Below are 14,311 nucleotides of genomic sequence, written 5' to 3'. Positions count from 1 at the left end.
AGAGCAGGAGCTGGAAATTCCCCCCAGCGGCGGGGCATGCAGCTCATCGAGATCAAATCTCGCCGCGAAGTGGAGAAAATGCGGCGGGCCGGTCGGGTGGTGGCCCAAGTATTGCAGGAGATCGCGGAGCGCCTGGAGCCGGGCTGGACCACGGCAGATATCGATGCCTATGCCGAGAGACGGGTGGCCCAACTTAATGCTTTGCCCAGTTTCAAGGGCTACTACGGCTTTCCCGCCTGCGTCTGTGTCAGTGTCAACCATGAGGTGGTGCACGGGATCCCCAGTCCCCGCAAAGTGGTGCAGCCGGGAGATGTGGTTAAGGTGGATTTTGGCGCCATCGTCGAGGGCTGGCATGCGGACTCCTGTATCACCATCGGCCTGGAACCCCTGAGCGACGCAGCCCGGGATCTGATCGATACAGCGGCCAAGGCCCTGCAGACGGGCATCGACCACGTGCGCCACGGCGTTTGGCTTCAGGATGTCTCAGGCGCCATTGAAGATTACATCGAGGGGCGGGGCTACTCGGTGGTGAAGCAGTATGTCGGCCACGGGGTGGGGCGCAATCTGCACGAAGAGCCGCAATTTCCCAACTATCGCACCCGCGATCTGCCCAATCCCAAGCTGCGCTCCGGCATGACGGTGGCCATTGAGCCGATGGTGAATGCGGGGGGAGAGGCAACCCGAGTGTTGCCAGACCAGTGGACGGTGGTCACGGTGGATGGCTCTTGGTCGGCTCAGTTTGAGCACACGGTCTTGGTTACCGAGTCTGGAGCAGAAATTTTGACCGATCGCACGCCTTTTCAGTCCTAAGGGATCCCCTGATGAAGGACTGCAACAGTTAGGATAGAAGAGGTGGAGCATATTTTCATTTCTTAACAGCGCGTGTCGTCGCGGCTGTGGATTGTTCTGTTGTTTGTTATGTCGTTTTTGGGAGGGCTCATTGTCTAAGGAAGATGCCATTGAAATGGAGGGGGTCGTTACCGAATCCCTGCCCAACGCCATGTTCCGAGTGGATCTGGACAACGGCTTCAACGTGCTCGCTCATATCTCCGGCAAAATTCGCCGCAACTACATCAAGATCTTGCCCGGCGACCGGGTCAAGGTGGAGCTGAGCCCCTATGACCTCAACAAAGGGCGCATCACCTACCGCCTTAAGAAAAAGTAAGTTCCCCAGCCGGGCTGCTGAGCATGAAGGAGCTGAGCCAAGTTCTCAAGACCAGCCTCTGGGCTACAGTCGGCGGCTTGGGTGCTCTAGCCGTTCTCAACGCTTGGATCTCCTCCCAAACTCAACCTCTGCAGAGCCTGTTGCCGGGAGAGGAAAGGCACCACTTCTGGCGGGGTCATCGCCTGTTTTACAAGGTCATGGGATCCGGCCAGCCGTTGTTGTTGTTGCACGGCATTGGGGCAGGCTCCTCCAGCTATGAGTTTCGTGCCATTATGGCGGAGCTGGGGCAGCACCATCAAGTCTATGCTCTGGATTTGTTGGGGTGGGGCAACTCAGAACGTCCAGATTTGAAGTACACCGGCAGCCTCTATGCCGAGATGATCGGGGATTTTGTCCAGCAGGTGATCGGGCGACCCTGTCACGTCATTGCAAACTCTCTCTCGGCAGGGTTTGCGCTGCGCTCGGCCCGTCTACAACCCCACCATTGGCAGAAGCTGTTGCTCATCGCCCCTCTGGGAGACAACAGCCTTATCCCCGATGCGCTCGGGATCCCTTTGGCCCAGATTGCCTATGGATTCCTCAGCCTGCCCGTTCTGGGGTTGGCCTTCTACAACGGCATCACCGCCCCCTGGAGTGTACGCTTGTTTACAGAGCAGAGCTTGTTCTCCCCCAGCTACGCCCTGGATGAGGCGGTGGTGGACTACTATTACCGGGCAGCTCACCAAGCGGGGGCTCAATTTGCCCCCCGTTCTTTTCTCACCGGCAAGCTCAACTTGCCCATCGAAGACGACTTTCGCGTGGTGGCCAAGCCCATGGCTCTGGTCTGGGGAGAACAGAACCGCCTCACCGGCCCAGAACAGGCAGAGCGATATCGCACCTTGCGCCCGGAGGTGCCGATTTACCGATTGCCGGGGGCTGCTTTTCCGCACATTGAAGCGCCGCAGACCTTTTTGTCGGTGGCTTTGCGCTTCTTGGCCGAAGCCGATCCTGCTCTACCGGAATGACGGACAGGGGATCCCTTTGCGCCTTGGCAGAAAAAAGTGGGAGATTGGCGCAAGAAGCAGCCCTAGCGCCAGGGGTAAGGGCCGTGCTCTCGGTTGACGTGACCATCCCGAGCGCAGAGGGGAGTTGGTACGAGTCCGGCAACTCAAGTGGGCTCCCCGGCCTTATCTTCCCAGGGATCACCATCCACAGGAGTGGAGCTGGAAGGAGGAGGGGCAGGCTCAGAAGGAGGGGCCTCTTCTTTGGCATACTCCTGTTCCCAAGCCGGTTGTTCGGGGGCGGGTGCGGGCTCAGGCGGGCGTGGACGCACAGGCTGCGGCTCAGGTTCAGGCTCTTCTTCTGCGTAAACGTCTTCTTCTTCGGCTTCGTATTCCTCGTCGTATTCTTCTTCGTAATCTTCCTCGACGGCGGAACTCTCGACAGCACTGGGCAGGGCAGGAGCAGGGCTAACTCCGGCTTCCCAAGGGGGCTTGCCGATTCCCAGGGTTTCCAAAATCCCCTTGGCCAGTTGGGTTAGGCGGGTCTCAGCGCCATCGGCAACAATAAGGCGATCCCCGCCCACAGAGACAATCTCATCGGTGGAGAGCAGATAGGTGCTGAGGATAAAGCCGGGTAAAAAGGTGAGGCCGAGGTTGGAGAGCACCAAACCCGTGATGATGCCGGAGACGGAGTTGAACTCAAAATCCTTAACTTTGCCGAGGCGGATCCCTTCTTCGGTTACCACCTCGCTGCCAACCACGCGACTCAGGCCCTCCAAATCCAAGTTATCGAAAACTTCTTCGCTGGGGACAAGAACTGCATCCTGACCCAAAGCTGTTACCTGCCGCAGCTCCATCAAACGGGGGGATCCGGCAAGGGCTTTTTCCAGCACCCCCAGCACCAGAACCTGCTTGGCTTCAAGATCCGCCCAAACTTCGCTGACTACCCCAAGCCGGGCTGCGTTGCCCTGGCTGATCACCTGCGTTCCCAGAACCTGTGACCGCCGACGAACCTCTGATCGCACCAGCGCAACAGATCCTTTCCCAGTCGTCATGATGGTTTCCCCGTCGTAAGTCAAAACGTTCCCGTTGTTGGGCTGCGTGTCTGACACAGTTCGCCAGAATTAAGTAAGTTAATAGTACCACTGCCTGTCTCCTCCCTCGCGGGCTGCCCAGGTGGGATCCCGGCCAATCTGCCTGCTCCAGGCCAGAAACTGCTCTGCCATCGCGCCCAGGGAATAGTGCTCTTCTGCCCGTTGCCGACAGCGGCTCCTGTCGATGTGATCTAGGCGCTCTACAGCCTCTGCCAAAGCTGCCACGTTGTCCGGCTCGACGATCCAGCCGGTTTCTCCATCGCTGACAATTTCCGCGGGCCCACCCCGGCGGTAGGTAATCACCGGCACGCCACAGGCCAAAGCTTCCACCGCCACCAAGCCAAAGGCCTCCACCCACTTGGGGGTCATGATCAAGGCTGAGCATTGCCCCAAGATCCGCTGCATTTGCGGGGTGGGCAAAAACCCTCGGTAATCCAATTGGGCATGCGGGTACTGCTCTTGGATCTGCTGCCAGTAGCCTGGCTCTTGCAGGTGGCCTAGGATCACCACCGGCCTTCCCGTCCTCTCGGCTAGGGCAGCACAGTCTTCCAGGCCCTTTTCGGAGGCAATGCGCCCAATCCAACACAGGGATCCATTCCCTTGGGGCACAAAGTCGTAGAGGCGCAGATCCACCCCGCAGGGCAGATAGACAAAGGGATCCCGACCTGCCGCCATCTCGGCTCGGGCAAAGGCAAAGGTCTGGGCTTGCGCCCGCGAATGCACCGCCAGCCGACCAGGGTAGCGATGGGCAATGTGCTCTAGAGCCTGATCGACGGCATCGCTGAGGGATCCCATGCTAACAATGTGGGCCACCGGGGTGCGGAAAAAATCCGTCAAATAAAACGAGAGCCAATCGTAGCTCCAGTTCACGATTAGATCGAACTGATCTTGCAGGTGGGCAGCCCGCTGCCACAGGTTGGCCAGCAGAGAGGGGGTGTGGATCAGAACCGGCTGATCGCGGCGCTGGGTTTGCGCATAGGCCGGGGGAAGGCCCGCCACCGGCTCGATCACCTCCTCCGGCAACTCCGCTATTCGGGATCCCACAGGGGCCAACACCCGCACTTGGGATCCCATCTGGAGTAAGACACGCGTCAGGTTGGCAAGATTGAGCTCCACACCACCACCGGCCCCGGATCCCAGAGGTCCAACAGGGGTGGAGAGGAACAGATAGCGGTAGGGACGAGCCATAGGGAGAGCCTCGGTAGCTCAGCCCATTGTCTTCTCAATCCGGATACCCGACTCCTTTTGCCTGGCCTCAAAGCCCACAGCCTGCCCAGAACTTTATGAGGCTTTGGCTACAAAAATTTCTCCCTTCTCCACCTTGACCTTGTAGATGGCCAGGTCTGCCTTGGCCGGGCCACGGGTACGGCTGCCATCGGCAGCAAAAGCCGAGCCATGACAGGGGCAGACAAAGTTCTCCCCCCGCCAGTTCACATCACACCCCGCATGGGGACAGGCGGCATCCAAAGCCAGCAGAGAATCTTCTTTTTGCGGATCCCCGACCAGCCAGAGGGTGGCGGTGTTTTTCCCAAAGGCGTTTTCCACCTTGAAGGGGCCATCTTTGAGATCGGCCAGAGTGGCAACTTTCACAAACTCCGGCTCAGAAGCCTTAGAGCCAGAAGCAGTTCCCTGGGCCAGGGCAAAACGGCGCCGGGTAAACCCAGGTAACCAACCCACCAACGAGCCAAAACCGAGAGCCAGCCAGCGAAGAAAACCACGACGATTGTTGTACATGGCTATGTGTCCTTGGAGGTGTGCGAAATGTAGGTCATGAGCCAGCAAAAGACCGGCCCCTTCAGAAGGGATCCCCGTACAAATGCTGCCCTTAACATTTTGTTACACCGGAACAGTTTCGGCCAGGGCCAAGCCGCACTTTTTCCGGCTAGAGTACGCAGCAGCAGGCATCTTGGTTGCTTCATTGATTTGGCCGATGGGATGGGATCCCTTTCGGCTGTTGTACGCCTGAAGCCTAGGGTCGGGAGGTAAACAGCTCAGCAACCGTGCAGACAAAGCCGGGCAACAGGGGAGAAGACAACGCATCCTGAGCCAACAGCGTTTCTACCAAGACCAACTGGGCCTGTTGTCTGCGATACACCTCTACTCTCTGAGCCAGCCGATCGACGATCCAGTACTCTTGCACCCCATGCACAGAGTAGAGTTTCCGTTTTGCCAAGCGGTCTCGATCCTCATGAACTTTTCCAGGTGATAGGACTTCAACCACCAGCTCAGGGGCACCCCGAAAATGTCCTGCTTCATCTTGAATCTGGGACAGCCGCTCATAACTAACCCAAACAACATCGGGAGATACACTGTCCGAGTCAGAAAAAATGAGACCTGGCATAATGGAAGGCTCACCCAGCCCGGTCTCGAGCGACCATTGATCCAGCAGGGAGAAAATCCGCCCGGCCAGGTGCTGATGCTTGTGGTGAGGAGAACGAGTCACTACAAGTTCTCCATCGATGATCTCGTAGCGGATCCATTCATTCTCTGGCAGAGCCTCGATGTCTCGAGTAGTCCAGCGTACTTCTGTGGCAGTCATTGGCTATCCCTATAGCAATGGATGGTGCTATGCCCAGGGCACCCTGCGGCTATACCTACGGCACTGGGCCGACACCTGCAGCGCTGTCGCAACGGCGGGAACCACACTTGGCGTAGCCAAATCTTAGCCCAGGATCCCGTTCACAGAAGCGAGACGGAGTCCTTCCTCTCTAACCACGACGGCTCAATGGATAGAGGTTCTCTAGAGCTGGACTATTGGCTGCGCTATCGTGTGGGGCTAGTTGGGATAGATGCGCAAGCGGCGGTTGGGCTCTTCGCCAAAGCTTTGGGCCCGCAGGTGGTAATGTTCCACCAACTGGTGTTGGAGCTTGCGGATCAGAGGCGAACGGGGCAAAAGTTCCACCGGCTGAGACTTGGGAATGACAATTTGCTCCACCGCCAGGCGGGCTTCTTCCAGAGCTTCGGTTTCATCGCCTGAGCTGGCGCGAATGAACAGCTCCAGGTCGGAATCGGATCCCTCTTCGCTTTCAATGTTGAGAATATGGCGCAGGGCGCGAGCCAGGGCAATCAGAGTATTGGCCTTGACGGTGTGAATCGGGATCTGGCGGGAGTGGGCCATCTGCTGGATCTTGGAACGGCTGCGCACCTGGGATCGCAAGGCCAAGACAATGTTTGCCTCGTCTAGATCTTTGGTGACATCCGCCGACAGTTTCAGGGTTTGGATCACCTGCTCCAGGTAGAAGCGGCTCACTCCGTAGGGGTAGATCATCAGCGGCCCATCCGGATTCTGCTGCCGTCCTGTCGGGGCTAGGGCGGATCCCTCCCAGTCCAAATCTTCTTCTTCGTCAGAGCCGGATTCTACTCTGGATTCGGCCACCACCTGAGCGGCAGGACGGGATCCCGCTGGCGTTAGCGGGACGGAGTCCTCTCGCCTCTCCAGGAGCAAACCCGATTCTCCTTGCTGCTGCGAGCGACTTTCAAGCGGCTCTGAAGGCAGAGCTTCCATCCGTCCAGAGCGTTGCCATCCTCCCCGCTCCCGTGCTGCGGAGATTGTGCTGCCGGCAGGGGGCCATTGGGGGCCAGATAGAGCCGGGCGCCCGTTTGCGCCAGCGGTGCTCCGCACTATCACCACCTGGCCGTGTTCGTCTAAACTGCGGGTTTGGGTCAGCGGCTCGCGGTTGCGCAAGAGACGATCCACAGTGGCGGCCACATCTTCGTGGATGACCCAGCGGGATCGCTCCAGCATCTCTATGGCAATCTCAAACGTAGGGGGAGCTTTGCGCTCCAACACACTCTTTTGAGAGCCGCGCCGCCGCGCCTCTTCATCTCCCAGGGTGACCGATTGGATCCCGCCCACCAAGTCTGAGAGGGTGGGATTTTTGATCAGGTTGTCGATGCGGTTGCCATGGGCGGTGGCCACCAGTTGTACCCCCCGCTCGGCAATGGTACGAGAGGCCAAAGCTTCCAGTTCAGTGCCGATCTCGTCGATAACTACCACTTCGGGCATGTGGTTTTCCACTGCCTCGATCATCACCTTGTGCTGCAGCTCTGGGCTGGCCACCTGCATCCGTCTGGCCCGACCAATACCCGGATGGGGCACGTCTCCATCGCCTGCGATCTCGTTGGAAGTGTCGATAATGACCACTCGTTTGCCCAGCTCATCGGCCAGCACACGGGCAATCTCCCGCAGGGCCGTGGTTTTGCCCACCCCCGGTCGGCCCAGCAACAGCATAGAGCGCCCCTGTTCCACCAGGTCGCGGATCATGCTGATCACGCCGATAACGCAGCGACCCACCCGACAGGTAAGGCCGATGATCGTGCCTTGGCGGTTTCGGATGGCACTGATCCGGTGCAGGGTAGAGGCAATGCCTGCGCGGTTGTCACTGCTGAACTCTCCAACCCGGCTGATCACCTGATCCAAGTCGGCCCGGGTGATCACGTCTTCTGAAAGGTAATCGGCAAAGCCGGGGAAGCGGGCTTCGGGGCGGCGACCCAAATCCAGCACCACCTCCACCAACCGATCCAAGTGGGGATGCTGTTCTAGGCGCTCACGAATCGGAGCAGGCAGGATATCCAAAAGCTTACTCAGGTCGTCGCTGTATTGAACCTGGCCGGGAAAGCCGGTACGTTCACGTAAGCGGTGCGGAGCACTTTCCGGATCCATCGACGGACTTGGGGTTGAGGGCTGTACGGGGAAACTCATGGCTGAGCAACGTCGTTAAACGCAGGAAAAACAGGTTTGCCTAAAAGCAACGGATCGCCGCTTTACTTGCTGCACCAACTGCTTGGCCAACGGGATCCCTGCCGCCAATCCGGGATTCCATCCTGACTCCGATGAGCTGTGGGCTGGCCCTTCCAGATAGGCTGACACCAACTGTCGCGCGTAGCTGCCGAAGGCTACCCCCGCCACCGGCCACCGGGGATCCAACAGCGGCACCGTTTGGGCGTTGGTTCCTCCTGCCAATTGCACATAGCCTGGCAGACCCATATTCAGTACCTTCTCGGCCAACTTTAGGGCAGCTTTGCCGGTGCCAGCTCCAATATCCCCACTCATAGGCCGGCCATCCACCTGCCAGATCAACACCTCCGGCAAGGGATCCATGAGGGCCAGCAGATCCCTCAAATAAGCCTCTAGGCCCGGACCATCGTTAAAGCTAATCGAGATGGCCTGGAGCTGAGGTAGCCAGGGCTTCAGGGATCCCCACAATTCCTCGAATGGCCTCTGGCGACCGATGCAGGTGTGAATCTCCACCGCTTGAATGCCCAGCTCGACCAAAGGCGGCAAAACTTCTGACAAAGCGACCTGGTAGCCGAAGGTGGCAATGCGCCGGTGGGGGCAAACCGGCTCACAGCGCCCACAGCCGTAGCACAGCTCTGTCTGGATGTGGACTTGAGCAGGAAGGGCTGCCTGGGTCAAAGCATGAGGGGGACAAACTGCCAGACAAGGCTGAGGACAGTCGGCAGGACAAACAGGAGCCGTCAGCACCGCCTTGCGGAAATGCACGTCTTCACCGTCATTGACGCTGACCATCAACCAAGGGGATCCCGCCTGGGGATCTTCGGCTTGTGCCCGTTGGATCCCTTGTTGAGCGGCCCGCACTATGGCCGGATCGGCAGCGACATCAATGCAATCTGCCCCGGCCAGCGTGTAAAGGAAAGCCAGCTCCCGAACCGAGGGCAAGTGGTGGAAACTTGCACCGCAGATCAACTTAAACCAGGTACCCTGTTGCAGCGAGGCGGTTGGCAAGGTCACAGGCACAAGAAGCCGCTAGCAGGATGGGAATCTGAGCCGCAGGCCATCTATTTGAGATGGTAGCAAAGAAATTTCGAGGATCCTGAAGAGAGGTTCAGGCGCTCTGCAGAGGTTGCCAACGAATTGACCGTTCTCGGCCCAGTTCCACCACAAACTTCACTCCCTTGTCTTCCCGACTCAGCTTCACCAGGTAGGAGAGTTCCTGTTGGCTGAACACATGCCCTTCGTAAAACCAGAACACCAACCCCTTAGCTTTTGGGGGCAAGGTGGCCCGATACTGCTCGATCAACGCCGGGAAAAAATAGGTGCGCCGCTCCGACTTGCCCAATGTGGCAGGCCGTACCCCATGAATGCACGTCAAATAGCTGGCCAGATCCCCGATTCCCTTGCTGGAGAGGGTGACCACCTCATACCCAGCTCCGCGCAGCCGCCGCAGGTAGTGCCCTTCGGACCCCCCTTCTGGGGTTACATAGATGGCCAAAGCTCCAGCTTGCTCCAGTTGCTGTACAAACTTTGCACCTGAGCCGACCAGCAGCATAGGAAAAACTCCATGACTCGTCTAGGGTTGGACAAGCAGCCCACGTGAGCTCATTGTAGCGGGAGCGGGCCCGAAGCCGGGGATAGAAGCTGTCGATAGAACCCATAGAAAACCCATAGAAGAATACTTGCCTACTTCCCTGTTTTGCAGGAGGGAACGTAAAGAAGAGTTAAGATATAGATGACCTACTCGCAAGTCTCAACCCAGCGGTGGCGGACGAAGACGGATGGATCCCTCTGAGCAGGGATCGCCTCCCTGTCACTCACACAGCGACGACAGATGAACCTCACGATGCGACGACGCGAGCTATTGACCTCGGCAGTGGCCGGGTTCGTCACAGCACCCCTCAGCTTGGCAGGAGAGCAAAGAGCAATGGCCCAACAGACTTATCCCTTCACCAAAACCGACGCCGAGTGGCGGCAACTGCTCACCGAAGAGCAATACTATGTGCTGCGCCAAGAGGGCACTGAGCCCCCCTTCCGCAACGCTTACTACGACAACAAAGCTGCGGGCATCTACGTCTGTGCCGGCTGTGGGCAGGAGCTGTTTTCCTCAGCGGCCAAGTACGACAGTGGCACCGGTTGGCCCAGCTTTTGGGAGCCGATTGCTCCCCATGTGATCGGTACCAAGACGGACTGGAAATTGTTTGTGCCCCGCACAGAAGTCCACTGCTCCAACTGCGGCGGGCACTTGGGGCACGTGTTTCGGGATGGCCCCCCACCCACGGGTTTGCGCTACTGCATCAATTCTGCTGCCCTCAAGTTCATCCCAGCCACCGCCTAGAAATCCTCTTGGCTTCGATCAGAATTGAGCCGCCTGTTTGGGTGAGCCCATGTCAGACTATACCTTCTTGGATGCTGCTTCGATTTTGCTGCGGGAGGGCCTAGAGGCTCTCTTGGTGTTGGTGGCGCTGCTGGCCCTTTTGAGCAAGAGCGGGCAATCGGCTCAGAAGCGCTGGGTGTGGCTAGGGGGATCCGCAGGCTTGCTGGCAGCGGTGATGCTCGGCCTGCTGGTGAAGCTGTTTTTCCAGCAGATGCTCACCCACACGCGGCAAGAGGTGCTGGAAGGGATCACCGGGCTGGCGGCAGCAGGTTTGTTGTTTTCGGTCAGCCTTTGGTTGCACCGCCGGGCTGCAGTGGTTTCTTGGCAAACCTTTGTGCAGGAACAGGCGCAGGCGGCACTGGCCACCGGTCAAGTGTTTTCCTTGGCTTTTCTGGCATTTATGGCGGTGTTTCGCGAGGGGGCGGAAACGGTGCTGTTTTATGTGGGGTTGGCCTCTTCCCTCTCGGCAAAAGATTTTTGGGCGGGGATCGGCCTGGGATCCCTGGTGTTGGTGGCACTGGCGATCTTGCTGCTGCAGGTGGGGCTGAAATTGCCGCTGGGAGTTTTTTTCCGGGGCCTGAGTCTGCTGGTTTTCTATTTGGGCTTTAAGTTTTTGGGCAGTGGCCTGCACGCTCTGCAGGTGGCGGACTGGCTGCCCATCACTCCTCTTGTTGGGATCCCAAAGCTGCGCTGGCTGGGCATATATCCCACTTGGCAGACGCTGCTCCCCCAACTGGTGCTGCTGGGAATAGCTTTCGCCTTGTGGGTGAGGCAATGGCTGCGGGCTGATTCTGCTCAGAGGCTTTCTTCGTGAAAAACGCTCTCCACCGGCACTGGGGATCCCATAAGCCATAAGTTTGATGAATCCCTGTCCTGGTTTTGATGGATGGCAATGATGCAGGTCACAATTTCATAGTCGTTTCAGGTTGGGACAAGGCGACCGAGGTACTGGGAAAAGCCTTCTGGCCCTGTGCATCTAACGTTTTAAGTGCGGGTGCAGTGTCCTGGTTTGAATCAAAATGACCCTAAAAAGAAAGCGCTCTGTACGTCGCGCCTGAAACCGCACCCAGTCAAGCCTTCCAGTCCAAGAAAGCAAAGCCTACCGGCAGGGATCCGGCAGGCCGCTGGATTTTGTCGGAGATCCCCAGTAGGAAACCCTGTCGATCGCTACGGAATCGACAGAGAGCATCCACTCTGTGGGGTTCCCGAGAATCAGGTATCGTAGACCCGGCATTCAACAGCATCTGGGTTTTCGGCGCAGTGCTGCTCTAGGCTGCTGGGAGTCCTCGGCTGGTGGCTGCGAGCTGCCAGCACTTCTTCAACTGCGTCCCAGGCCGCACGGCAGTGGGGATCCCCTTCGCCGTACTCAGAGCAGACGTTGCGAGCATTTTCCAGCTCTTTGGCGATCACTTCAGACAGTCCCATGTTCTCAAGCTCCTTTAGACTAGATGGGGCCGGTGGCCCGCTGATATAACCGGTTGACGCAGAACCTGTAGGGATTCGGTGTAACCGAGGATCAACAGGTAAAAACCAGCCGATCCAGATGAGGAATGAGTCCAGGATAATGACCTTGTGCCAACCGAATTGATCAACCGGATACATTACCTATTCTAAACAGGGACACCCGGGGGGTGCAGCTACGCTTTCGCGATCTCTTTGGGATCAGGATGCGCAGGGATCCCTCAGGCTCCAAACAGTTGTTCAATCCGTTGCCGCACCTGCTCTGGGGATCCCTGTTGACGCACTTGGCCTTCCGAGAGAAAAATCGCCCCGTCTGCCCACTCCAGTTCCGCCAGCCGATGGGTTACCCAGAGGGCGGTGATGCCTTCTTGATCCACCAGTTGCCGGATGCACCGCAGCAAATCCGCCTGGCTGTCGGGATCCAACAGGGCTGTCGGCTCGTCCAAAAGCAGCACCTCGCTGCGCCGGGCCAAAGCCCCTGCCACTGCCACTCGTTGCTTCTGTCCGCCGCTGAGGCCGTGGATGGGCCGACGGATCAGGTGCTTTAATCCGACTTGCTCCAAGGCTGTTTCCACCCGCTGGTGAATTTCCGCCAAGGTCAGAGCCTCTGCTCCCAAGCCAAAGGCCACATCGGCTCCCACCGTGGGCATGAACAGTTGGTGATCCGGGTTTTGAAACACATAGCCCAGCCGACCGCGAATCTCCAGGTGGCCCGAAAGGGGCTGGGGATGGGTCAGGGATCCGGACAACAGTTGCAACAAAGTGGACTTGCCGCTGCCATTGGGCCCCAACAGCATCCACAACTGGCCCTTGGGAATGACAAAACTGCACGCCTGCAAAACCGGCGGACGTTCCGGCCAAGCAAAGGTCAGGCTCTCCACCCGAATGGCCACCTCAGACATGGGGATCCCTTAGCGGCAGAGAGAAAAGGGCTGTCCTCAGCTTTGCAACTGGGCCAAAAAACCGGGACGGGTTCCCATGGGGCTGGCGCTGCCCGACTTAGAAGTCATTTGCACGCCACACAACTCACCGGTGAGCAGAAACACCTTTTTGCCGGTGCGGTCACAGGTCAGCTCCAAACTCTGAGGGGATCCGCTCCGCAAAGCATTGACGATGCTTTGGTAGGCCCGGTTGGCCGCTTCTTCCTCTTTTTGATGGACAACAATAGGGGCAGGGTTTCCTTTCAGGAGCAGTTCCAGAGTGTACATGGCTGACCGTTGTGTAGTGGGCCGTGGACAGAAGAGAGGCACCAAGAGGGCCCCGTTCGTGACAGCAGGACGGAGTCCTTTTCCAGTATCGCAGGTTGGGCCAGGATACCGGGATAGGAGAATTTCTCTCGCCAGACTAGGCCAGGCCCGTGCCGAGAAAAGGCAGCAGGCTGATCAGCAACAGGCCCAAAGTAGCTAGGGATCCCGCCAAAAAGGAGAGGGAGCGCCCAATGGGAATATCGGCAATGTAGAAAAAGTTGTAGAGCAGCCGCGCCAGCAGAAACACCCCACACAGCACGGCTACCCCTTCGTCTCCGCTGAGGCCAAAATACCAGGGATCCGAGTGAGGGCCGGTGATGTAGGCGATCAACGCTGCTGCCGCAAACATCCCAAAGGTCTCAAACCCGTTGGCGTGGGCCCAGGTGGCCCGTTGCCCGTAGGGAGGTAGCCTATCAAACATAGCCCGAGGAGCATGCAGGTCGTAGCCAACGCGGGCACGGGCATAGCCCACCACCCCCATGGGCAGATAGACCAAGAGCATGGCTGCCGCAATAGAGAACAGGGGGATAGCTGCGAGAGGAAGGCTTGGCAACATAAGGCAAAAGGACGGTGCAAGATAACAGGGGAGAGGAAGGAGCCCAGCTCGGGCAGGAGCTATTGCCGGGAAAACCAACACCAGAACCATTATTTACCGGGCTGGCCAGCCGGGCAGAAGCCTGATTTGGTGATTGATGCTTGGGTCAGGAGATCTTGCGGATTTGCCGGCGGCGCTCCTCATATTCAGCGCGGGTGATCAAGCCCTGTTTCAACAGGCTTTCCAACTGCTGTTCGGGATCCCGAGCTTCTCGGCCTTCCACACTGGTCCACTCCAGCTCGATCAACCCTCGATTGAATCGAAAATCGAAATCGGCATTGCTCATGGTCAGGATCCACAGCCCTTCCAGCAAACAAAGGGCGCGTACCCCGTAGCTGAGAATCTGCAGCGGGATGGAAGGAACGAACACCATCAGCCCCGCCACCAAGTAGCCCCAGCCCCAGCGTTGGTGCCCCATATAGAAGCGCTGCAACCCTGGGATCAGCACCCCCAGCATCGCCAGCCAACCGGCCACCTCTCGGATTAACCGCCGACGATCCTGTGGGGGCGTATCAGGATCCCTGCTCTCAGTCATGGCTTGCACCCGTTAGATGTGCCAATGAACTACCCCACCGCATAGGCGGATGGGGTTTCCCCATCCCCTTGACGGCAGGATTTTAGTCTCTTCCTCTGCCCCAGGTGCTTCATAGACCCGCA

At 58.4% G+C, this 14,311-nt stretch carries 17 protein-coding genes; 5 read left to right on the top strand and 12 right to left on the bottom strand.

Going from position 1 to position 14,311, the window contains the following annotated elements; genetic code table 11:
• Positions 1-36 precede the first annotated feature (36 nt).
• The 3 genes from map to NW838_RS06620 all read left to right on the top strand — a co-directional run bounded on the left by map (position 37) and on the right by NW838_RS06620 (position 2,169).
• Positions 37-810 (top strand): type I methionyl aminopeptidase, encoded by a 774-nt coding sequence (gene map / locus NW838_RS06630; protein ID WP_414355966.1) that lies wholly within the window; start codon positions 37-39, stop codon positions 808-810.
• A gap of 130 nt (positions 811-940) precedes the next feature.
• Positions 941-1,165, top strand: a complete 225-nt coding sequence (gene infA, locus NW838_RS06625; RefSeq protein ID WP_011434173.1) for a translation initiation factor IF-1 — start codon at positions 941-943, stop codon at positions 1,163-1,165.
• Between the two features lie 23 nt (positions 1,166-1,188).
• Positions 1,189-2,169 (top strand): alpha/beta fold hydrolase, encoded by a 981-nt coding sequence (locus NW838_RS06620; protein ID WP_414427740.1) that lies wholly within the window; start codon positions 1,189-1,191, stop codon positions 2,167-2,169.
• Positions 2,170-2,312: 143 nt separating this feature from the next.
• On the opposite strand, the gene NW838_RS06615 is transcribed toward NW838_RS06620, so the two are convergent.
• The 7 genes from NW838_RS06615 to ndhN form a co-directional block, all read right to left on the bottom strand.
• Positions 2,313-3,170 (bottom strand): PRC-barrel domain-containing protein, encoded by an 858-nt coding sequence (locus tag NW838_RS06615; protein ID WP_238376801.1) that lies wholly within the window; start codon positions 3,168-3,170, stop codon positions 2,313-2,315.
• Between the two features lie 108 nt (positions 3,171-3,278).
• Positions 3,279-4,427: a glycosyltransferase gene (locus NW838_RS06610; RefSeq protein ID WP_414427739.1), complete on the bottom strand. Its 1,149-nt coding sequence runs from the start codon at positions 4,425-4,427 to the stop codon at positions 3,279-3,281.
• 93 nt (positions 4,428-4,520) lie between these two features.
• On the bottom strand, positions 4,521-4,973 hold the full coding sequence (locus NW838_RS06605) for a ubiquinol-cytochrome c reductase iron-sulfur subunit (protein ID WP_414330183.1): 453 nt from the start codon (positions 4,971-4,973) through the stop codon (positions 4,521-4,523).
• 235 nt (positions 4,974-5,208) lie between these two features.
• Entirely contained in the window at positions 5,209-5,778 is a 570-nt protein-coding gene (locus NW838_RS06600; protein WP_414427738.1) for a Uma2 family endonuclease, read from the bottom strand.
• A 237-nt stretch (positions 5,779-6,015) separates the two neighbouring features.
• Positions 6,016-7,941 (bottom strand): R3H domain-containing nucleic acid-binding protein, encoded by a 1,926-nt coding sequence (locus tag NW838_RS06595; RefSeq protein WP_414355933.1) that lies wholly within the window; start codon positions 7,939-7,941, stop codon positions 6,016-6,018.
• Positions 7,942-7,956: 15 nt separating this feature from the next.
• Entirely contained in the window at positions 7,957-8,991 is a 1,035-nt protein-coding gene (locus NW838_RS06590) for an LdpA C-terminal domain-containing domain (RefSeq protein WP_414355932.1), read from the bottom strand.
• Positions 8,992-9,085: 94 nt separating this feature from the next.
• Entirely contained in the window at positions 9,086-9,529 is a 444-nt protein-coding gene (gene ndhN / locus NW838_RS06585; RefSeq protein WP_414355931.1) for an NAD(P)H-quinone oxidoreductase subunit N, read from the bottom strand.
• A gap of 291 nt (positions 9,530-9,820) precedes the next feature.
• Here ndhN and msrB point away from each other — a divergent pair, with 291 nt between their 5' ends.
• Both msrB and NW838_RS06575 read left to right on the top strand, forming a co-directional pair.
• Complete coding sequence (gene msrB, locus NW838_RS06580; protein ID WP_414355930.1) at positions 9,821-10,312, top strand: peptide-methionine (R)-S-oxide reductase MsrB; 492 nt, start codon at positions 9,821-9,823, stop codon at positions 10,310-10,312.
• Positions 10,313-10,361: 49 nt separating this feature from the next.
• Positions 10,362-11,165, top strand: a complete 804-nt coding sequence (locus NW838_RS06575; RefSeq protein WP_414427737.1) for an FTR1 family iron permease — start codon at positions 10,362-10,364, stop codon at positions 11,163-11,165.
• Positions 11,166-11,563: 398 nt separating this feature from the next.
• Here NW838_RS06575 and NW838_RS06570 read toward each other — a convergent pair whose 3' ends face one another.
• The 5 genes from NW838_RS06570 to NW838_RS06550 all read right to left on the bottom strand — a co-directional run bounded on the left by NW838_RS06570 (position 11,564) and on the right by NW838_RS06550 (position 14,189).
• On the bottom strand, positions 11,564-11,776 hold the full coding sequence (locus NW838_RS06570) for a CP12 domain-containing protein (protein ID WP_011434185.1): 213 nt from the start codon (positions 11,774-11,776) through the stop codon (positions 11,564-11,566).
• A gap of 257 nt (positions 11,777-12,033) precedes the next feature.
• Positions 12,034-12,714 (bottom strand): energy-coupling factor ABC transporter ATP-binding protein, encoded by a 681-nt coding sequence (locus NW838_RS06565; RefSeq protein ID WP_414355927.1) that lies wholly within the window; start codon positions 12,712-12,714, stop codon positions 12,034-12,036.
• 36 nt (positions 12,715-12,750) lie between these two features.
• Positions 12,751-13,020: a hypothetical protein gene (locus NW838_RS06560; protein ID WP_414355925.1), complete on the bottom strand. Its 270-nt coding sequence runs from the start codon at positions 13,018-13,020 to the stop codon at positions 12,751-12,753.
• Positions 13,021-13,156: 136 nt separating this feature from the next.
• Positions 13,157-13,615 carry an MAPEG family protein gene (locus tag NW838_RS06555; protein ID WP_414344246.1) on the bottom strand — a complete coding sequence of 153 codons (459 nt, stop codon included), beginning with the start codon at positions 13,613-13,615 and terminating at the stop codon, positions 13,157-13,159.
• A gap of 145 nt (positions 13,616-13,760) precedes the next feature.
• Complete coding sequence (locus tag NW838_RS06550; protein ID WP_414355922.1) at positions 13,761-14,189, bottom strand: SHOCT domain-containing protein; 429 nt, start codon at positions 14,187-14,189, stop codon at positions 13,761-13,763.
• Positions 14,190-14,311: the final 122 nt, after the last annotated feature.

This window comes from Synechococcus sp. R55.2, assembly GCF_047462075.1.
GTDB lineage: Bacteria > Cyanobacteriota > Cyanobacteriia > Thermostichales > Thermostichaceae > Thermostichus.
Note: the sequence above shows the minus strand (reverse complement) of the source record. Positions and strands in the feature narration are given on the sequence as shown.

Excerpts from the sequence above, each read along its gene's own strand:
- NW838_RS06550 (WP_414355922.1), bottom strand. The coding sequence starts at position 14,189 with ATGACTGAGAGCAGGGATCCTGATACGCCCCCACAGGATCGTCGGCGG.
- NW838_RS06555 (WP_414344246.1), bottom strand. The coding sequence starts at position 13,615 with ATGTTGCCAAGCCTTCCTCTCGCAGCTATCCCCCTGTTCTCTATTGCG.
- NW838_RS06600 (WP_414427738.1), bottom strand. The coding sequence starts at position 5,778 with ATGACTGCCACAGAAGTACGCTGGACTACTCGAGACATCGAGGCTCTG.
- NW838_RS06605 (WP_414330183.1), bottom strand. The coding sequence starts at position 4,973 with ATGTACAACAATCGTCGTGGTTTTCTTCGCTGGCTGGCTCTCGGTTTT.
- NW838_RS06610 (WP_414427739.1), bottom strand. The coding sequence starts at position 4,427 with ATGGCTCGTCCCTACCGCTATCTGTTCCTCTCCACCCCTGTTGGACCT.
- NW838_RS06560 (WP_414355925.1), bottom strand. The coding sequence starts at position 13,020 with ATGTACACTCTGGAACTGCTCCTGAAAGGAAACCCTGCCCCTATTGTT.
- map (WP_414355966.1), top strand. The coding sequence starts at position 37 with ATGCAGCTCATCGAGATCAAATCTCGCCGCGAAGTGGAGAAAATGCGG.
- NW838_RS06620 (WP_414427740.1), top strand. The coding sequence starts at position 1,189 with ATGAAGGAGCTGAGCCAAGTTCTCAAGACCAGCCTCTGGGCTACAGTC.
- NW838_RS06570 (WP_011434185.1), bottom strand. The coding sequence starts at position 11,776 with ATGGGACTGTCTGAAGTGATCGCCAAAGAGCTGGAAAATGCTCGCAAC.
- NW838_RS06565 (WP_414355927.1), bottom strand. The coding sequence starts at position 12,714 with ATGTCTGAGGTGGCCATTCGGGTGGAGAGCCTGACCTTTGCTTGGCCG.
- NW838_RS06575 (WP_414427737.1), top strand. The coding sequence starts at position 10,362 with ATGTCAGACTATACCTTCTTGGATGCTGCTTCGATTTTGCTGCGGGAG.
- msrB (WP_414355930.1), top strand. The coding sequence starts at position 9,821 with ATGCGACGACGCGAGCTATTGACCTCGGCAGTGGCCGGGTTCGTCACA.
- NW838_RS06595 (WP_414355933.1), bottom strand. The coding sequence starts at position 7,941 with ATGAGTTTCCCCGTACAGCCCTCAACCCCAAGTCCGTCGATGGATCCG.
- ndhN (WP_414355931.1), bottom strand. The coding sequence starts at position 9,529 with ATGCTGCTGGTCGGCTCAGGTGCAAAGTTTGTACAGCAACTGGAGCAA.